Genomic DNA, 5,170 nt, shown 5'->3' with positions numbered 1-5,170 from the left:
GCGCCATCGAGCCCCCATGGATGGGTTTACGGCGTGTCCTGACCACCCACACCGCCACGCCGTCCCACGGAATGCCGCTCTTGATCTTGCTTCGGCTTCTGCAGGTGCAGGGCTGCAAGCCCTGCCGAAAAACCCCTTACCCCAACGCCCGCGCCTTCAGCTCCCCCTGCTCATGCAGGGTCACGAAACGCCCCTTCTCATCCCGCCCCAGCTGCGCCAGCGCCACCTGCGGGTCATGGGTGAAGAACAGATGCACGTTGCGCGCAAGCTTGTCTTCCAGGAAGCGCCGCTTCTCGTCGATCAGCAGCTCCGCATTGCGGTCGTAGCCCATGGTGATCGGCACGTGCACCCACGAGCGCCCCGGGATCAGGTCCGCACAGAACACCACGCCGCCGTGCGCATCCTCGCCGGCATGCGCGTGGCCGACGATCTCGGCCAGCATCAGGCCCGGCGTATGGCCGTCGCTGTAGCTGAAGCGCACGCTGCTGCCCAGCACCTTGGAGTACTCGCCCTCCACCACTTCCAGGCGGCCGGTGGCCTGCAGCAGGCCCGGCAGCTCGGGGATGAAGCTGGCGCGGTCGCGCGGATGTGGCTGCAGCGCCCGCTGCCAGTGCTGCGCACCGACCACGAAGGTCGCGTTGGGGAACAGCAGTTCCGGCGAGCGGCCTTCGCTCCATGCTGCCAGCAGGCCGCCAGCGTGGTCGAAGTGCAGGTGGCTGAGCACCACCACGTCGATGTCCTCGTGTTCGAAACCCGCCTCGCGCAGCGAATCGATCAGCACGTGCTGGCTTTCCTGCACGCCGTAGCGGTCGCGCATGCGTGGGTCGAAGAACGCACCGATGCCAGTCTCGAACAGCACGGTCTTGCCATCCAGCGGACTGGCCAGCAACGCACGGCAGGCCAGCTCGATGCGATTGAGCTCGTCCGGAGCCGCCCACTTTTCCCACACCGCACGCGGCGCGTTGCCGAACATCGCACCGCCATCCAGGCGTTGCGAGTTCCCACGAATCGACCATAGTTTCATGCGGCAATTATCGAGGGCCCCCCGTTAAATAATCGCTAGCCGGAATTGCGGGGCGGAAAACGCAGAACCCCGCCGGGTGGCGGGGTTCTGGGGGTATCGGTGATTCTCATTTCGCCGGGCATGGCCCGGCGCTACCGCCGCCTCAGTGCGCCGGTACGACCTGGGCGCTGCCCACCGGGTTGCGCGGGTCGCTGCCGCCGTAGAGCTTGTTGGCCTTGCGGTCCCACTCCACGGTCTGCAGGTTGCCCCACACGTGGCTGGAGCCGCGGCCGCCAGCGGCGACGTCGCCCGGCAGGTCGATCTTGTGGCCCATCGCCTGCAGCTGCTTCACGGTGTCCGCGTCGAAGGCATCGCTCTCGGCCTCGATCAGGTCCGGCAGCCACTGGTGGTGGTAGCGCGGCAACGCGGCCACCTGCTGCGCGTCCAGGCCAGCGTCATAGCCGAGGATGCCCAGCAGCACCATGGTGATGATGCGGCTGCCGCCCGGGGTGCCCAGCACCACCACCTTGTCGGCGTTCTCCATGAAGGTGGGCGTCATCGAGCTGAGCATGCGCTTGCCCGGCTTCGGTGCATTGGCCGCATAGCCCATCACGCCGAAGGCGTTGGGGGTGCCCGGCTTCAGCGCGAAGTCGTCCATCTCGTTGTTCAGCAGCACGCCGGTGCCCTTGGGAATCAGCCCCGAGCCGTACAGCAGGTTGACGGTCTGGGTGGCGCCGACGCGGTTGCCATCACGGTCGATGATCGAGAAATGCGTGGTCTCGTCATCTTCCAGCGGGGTCGGGTTACCCGACAGCAGGTCGCTGGGGGTGGCCTTGTCCGGGTGGATCGTGGCCCGCAGGCCCTGCGCGTAATCCTTGCTGGTCAGCACCTTCTGCGGGATCTGCACGAAGTCCGGATCGCCGAGGAAGAAGGTGCGGTCGCGGTAGGCGCGGCGCATCGCTTCCACCACCAGGTGGGTGCGGTGGGCCGCATCCATCTGCTTGATGTCCCAGCCTTCCAGGATCTGCAGCATGCTGGCCAGGGCGATGCCACCGGACGACGGCGGCGGCGCGGTGGTGATCTTCCAGCCGTTGTAGTCGAACACGATCGGCTCGCGCAGCTTGACCTGGTAGCCGGCCAGCTCGTCGGCCGTCCACTTGCCACCGGCCTGCTTCACGCCTTCCAGCAGCAGCTTGCCGGTCTGGCCCTTGTAGAAGCCATCGCGACCGCCGGCCGCCAGGCGCTCCAGGGTCTGTGCCAGCTCAGGCTGCTTGAACAGATCCCCGGTAGCGATCGGCTTGCCGTTGCGCAGGTAGACCTCGCGCGTGCCGGGGAAGCGTTCCATCACCTCGCGGCGCGACGCGTAGCCCTTGGCCATGCGGTCATAGACCGGGAACCCTTCGCGGGCGATGCGGATGGCCGGCTGCAGCGAGGCCGACAGCGGCAGCTTGCCGTGCTTGGCCGACAGTTCCACCAGCGCGGCGGGAAGGCCGGGGATGCCGGCCGACCACGGGCCGTTGACCGAGCGGTCGCGGTCCAGGTTGCCCTGCTTGTCCAGGAACGCCTGCGGGGTCGCGGCCGCCGGGGCGGTCTCGCGCGCATCCAGCATGATGTCCTTGCCGGTCGCTGCATCGTGCAGCAGGAAGAAGCCGCCGCCGCCCAGGCCCGAGCTGATCGGCTCGACCACGGCCAGGGTGGAGGACACCGCCACCGCGGCGTCGAAGGCGTTGCCGCCCTGCGCCAGGATGTCGATGCCGGCCTGGGTGGCCAGCGCATGGCCACTGGCGATGGCCGCACCATCAGGGCGCTCGGCACGGGCGGTGGTTTCGGCCCAGGCCAGCGGGCTCAGCACCAGGCTGAGCAGCAGCAGGGGGCGGACGATCAGCGTCTTCATTCGGATGGGGGCTCCGCGTAGAGTTCGGGGTGATCGTGCTGCAGTCGGCGCAACTTGGCCAGCAGCTGGACTTCCGTTTCCACGATCTCCGGGTCCGGATCGATGCATTCGACCGGGCAGACGACCACGCACTGTGGCTCGTCGAAGTGACCCACGCATTCGGTGCAGCGCGCAGGGTCGATCAGGTAGATGGTTTCACCCATCGAAATGGCCTGGTTCGGGCAGGCCGGCTCGCAGACGTCACAGTTGACGCAGAGCTCGTTGATTTTCAGCGACATGGCGATACTCCTCGCCCGCGCCTTGGGACAAGGACCGGCCCGCGCGGGCGCGCGGGTCGGTCAGGTCATCAGCGGCGCCCTTGCGGAGCGCCGCCCGGGCCATGCCGGAGCATGGCCGCCATGGCACGGTCTTACTTGGCTTCGACGAAAATGTACTCGGCGCCGGTCGGCTGCACGGCAGCCTGCACGCGGGCGTTGTCAGCGGACTGGCCGATGAAGACGACGCGCACGCCCTTCATGGAATCCGGCGAGACGTCCTTGAACACGGCCTGGATCATGTCAGCCATCTTGCCCGAGGCCGACGAACCGAAGGCCAGCATGTTGCCCGGCTGCACGCCGCGGGCCACGGCCTGGGTCGCGCTTTCGGTCTGGCGCTCGTACTTGGCCTGGAAGTCCGGATCCGATTCCGGCGAGAGGTAATACAGGAACGGGCTGTTGGAGATGTTGCCCATGTTCTGGATCGCCACTTCCTGCAGGTACTTCTTCCAGCCTGCATCGTCTTCCTTGGCCGGAGCGACCAGGGCCTGCTTGGCGTCTTCGACCGGAGCGGCCTCTTCCTTCTTGCAGGCGGTGAAGGCCAGGGCAAACGAAGCGATCAGCATCGCGCGCATGGTGGTGTTCATGGGTTTCCTCCCGAGTGGTGCGTGTGGTTTACGTAATGGGGGTGCGTGGTACTACTGGCCCTGCCGGCGGGCAGGATTTACGACTGCGCCGACTTCGCTTCGCGGACCTTGCGCAGCGCCTCGAGCACGGCGGCCGGCACGAAACCGGACACGTCGCCTCCCAGGCGGGCGATCTCGCGGACCAGCGAGGACGAAATGAAGCTGTGCTGCTCGGCCGGGGTCAGGAACAGGGTCTCGACCTCCGGGATCAGGTGGCGGTTCATGCTCGCCATCTGGAATTCGTATTCGAAGTCGGACACCGCGCGCAGGCCACGCAGCAGCACCCCGCCCTGGACCGAACGTACGAAATGGGCCAGCAGGGTATCGAAGCCGATGACCTCGACATTGCTGTGGTGGCCCAAGGCGCCCCGGGCCAGCTGCACGCGCTGCTCCAGCGGCAGCGCCGGGCCCTTGGACGGGCTCTGCGCCACGCCGACCACGACCTTTTCGAACAACGGCGCGGCCCGGCTCACCAGGTCGATATGACCATTGGTGATGGGGTCGAACGTGCCGGGGTAGACGGCGATGCGGCGGTTGGCCACGGTCATGGGCGGTAGCAGATGTTCAGATGAGGTCAAAGTGTAGCAGTGGCGCGGCGGTACAGGGCAAAGCGCACCTCGCGGGTGCCGCCCTCGCGGTGCAGCAGCCATTCCGGCGGCAGCACGGGCGCGTGGCCGGCCGGGGATTCCAGGTACAGCCAGGCATCGGCGGCGAGGTGGCGCGGCAGCTGGGCGAGCACGTCCTGCCACAGGCCGTCGGCGAACGGCGGGTCGATGAAGACCAGTGTGGCCTGCTGGGCCGGCGCGCTCTGCAGCCAGCGCAGGGCATCGGCCTGGACCACGCTGACCTGCTCGGCCGCCTGCAGCTTGGCGACGGCGGCGGTCAGGTTGCGGCCGAGCTGGGCATCGCGCTCGACCAGGGTGGCGTGGGCCGCACCGCGCGAGACGGCTTCCAGGCCCAGCGCGCCGCTGCCGGCGAACAGGTCCAGCACGCGGGCACCGCCGAGCTTGGGCAGCAGCCAGTTGAACAGCGTTTCGCGCACGCGGTCGCTGCTGGGCCGCAGGCCCGGCAGGGTCGGCACCGGCAAGCGGGTATTGCGCCAGCGCCCGCCGATGATGCGGACCTGGCCGTCATTGCCACCACGGCCGCTCACCGGCGCCCCCGGCGGGGGTTCTTCGAGAAATTCACCATGAGCGGAATTGTAGTTCGGCCGGGCGGCGCCCGGCACCCGCCGAATCAACGTCAAGGTCAACGTCAACTTCAAAAGCGGGCATTCCGTGGTATGGCGGGGTGGGTCCGGTTGAGGGGGACGCTGCAAGTACGTCCATGTAAG

General features: G+C 67.7%; 6 protein-coding genes. All 6 read right to left on the bottom strand.

The features are described from left to right. Positions 1-136: 136 nt before the first annotated feature. A complete protein-coding gene (locus tag IAE56_RS20530) occupies positions 137-1,024 on the bottom strand; it encodes an MBL fold metallo-hydrolase (protein ID WP_200753789.1) in 888 nt (295 codons plus the stop codon). A 142-nt stretch (positions 1,025-1,166) separates the two neighbouring features. Further along, the gene (gene ggt, locus IAE56_RS20525) at positions 1,167-2,897 is read right to left on the bottom strand and encodes a gamma-glutamyltransferase (RefSeq protein ID WP_200753788.1); all 1,731 of its coding nucleotides are present in this window, start codon (positions 2,895-2,897) and stop codon (positions 1,167-1,169) included. Further along, the gene (locus tag IAE56_RS20520) at positions 2,894-3,175 is read right to left on the bottom strand and encodes a YfhL family 4Fe-4S dicluster ferredoxin (RefSeq protein WP_079221516.1); all 282 of its coding nucleotides are present in this window, start codon (positions 3,173-3,175) and stop codon (positions 2,894-2,896) included. The genes ggt and IAE56_RS20520 overlap by 4 nt, the downstream gene beginning before the upstream one ends. A 131-nt stretch (positions 3,176-3,306) precedes the next feature. After that, positions 3,307-3,798: a hypothetical protein gene (locus IAE56_RS20515; protein WP_200753787.1), complete on the bottom strand. Its 492-nt coding sequence runs from the start codon at positions 3,796-3,798 to the stop codon at positions 3,307-3,309. Positions 3,799-3,875: 77 nt separating this feature from the next. Further along, positions 3,876-4,385, bottom strand: a complete 510-nt coding sequence (coaD, locus tag IAE56_RS20510; RefSeq protein ID WP_008267036.1) for a pantetheine-phosphate adenylyltransferase — start codon at positions 4,383-4,385, stop codon at positions 3,876-3,878. A 26-nt stretch (positions 4,386-4,411) separates the two neighbouring features. Then, positions 4,412-4,990: a 16S rRNA (guanine(966)-N(2))-methyltransferase RsmD gene (gene rsmD, locus IAE56_RS20505; protein WP_200753786.1), complete on the bottom strand. Its 579-nt coding sequence runs from the start codon at positions 4,988-4,990 to the stop codon at positions 4,412-4,414. Between the last annotated feature and the right edge of the window lie 180 nt (positions 4,991-5,170).

The sequence above is a fragment of the Stenotrophomonas sp. S41 genome, from assembly GCF_016624625.1.
GTDB lineage: Bacteria > Pseudomonadota > Gammaproteobacteria > Xanthomonadales > Xanthomonadaceae > Stenotrophomonas.
This window is presented reverse-complemented; position numbering and strand designations above follow the sequence as displayed.

Coding starts and splice junctions, on each gene's coding strand:
- IAE56_RS20520 (WP_079221516.1), bottom strand. CDS start 3,175: ATGTCGCTGAAAATCAACGAGCTCTGCGTCAACTGTGACGTCTGCGAG.
- IAE56_RS20515 (WP_200753787.1), bottom strand. CDS start 3,798: ATGAACACCACCATGCGCGCGATGCTGATCGCTTCGTTTGCCCTGGCC.
- IAE56_RS20530 (WP_200753789.1), bottom strand. CDS start 1,024: ATGAAACTATGGTCGATTCGTGGGAACTCGCAACGCCTGGATGGCGGT.
- coaD (WP_008267036.1), bottom strand. CDS start 4,385: ATGACCGTGGCCAACCGCCGCATCGCCGTCTACCCCGGCACGTTCGAC.
- ggt (WP_200753788.1), bottom strand. CDS start 2,897: ATGAAGACGCTGATCGTCCGCCCCCTGCTGCTGCTCAGCCTGGTGCTG.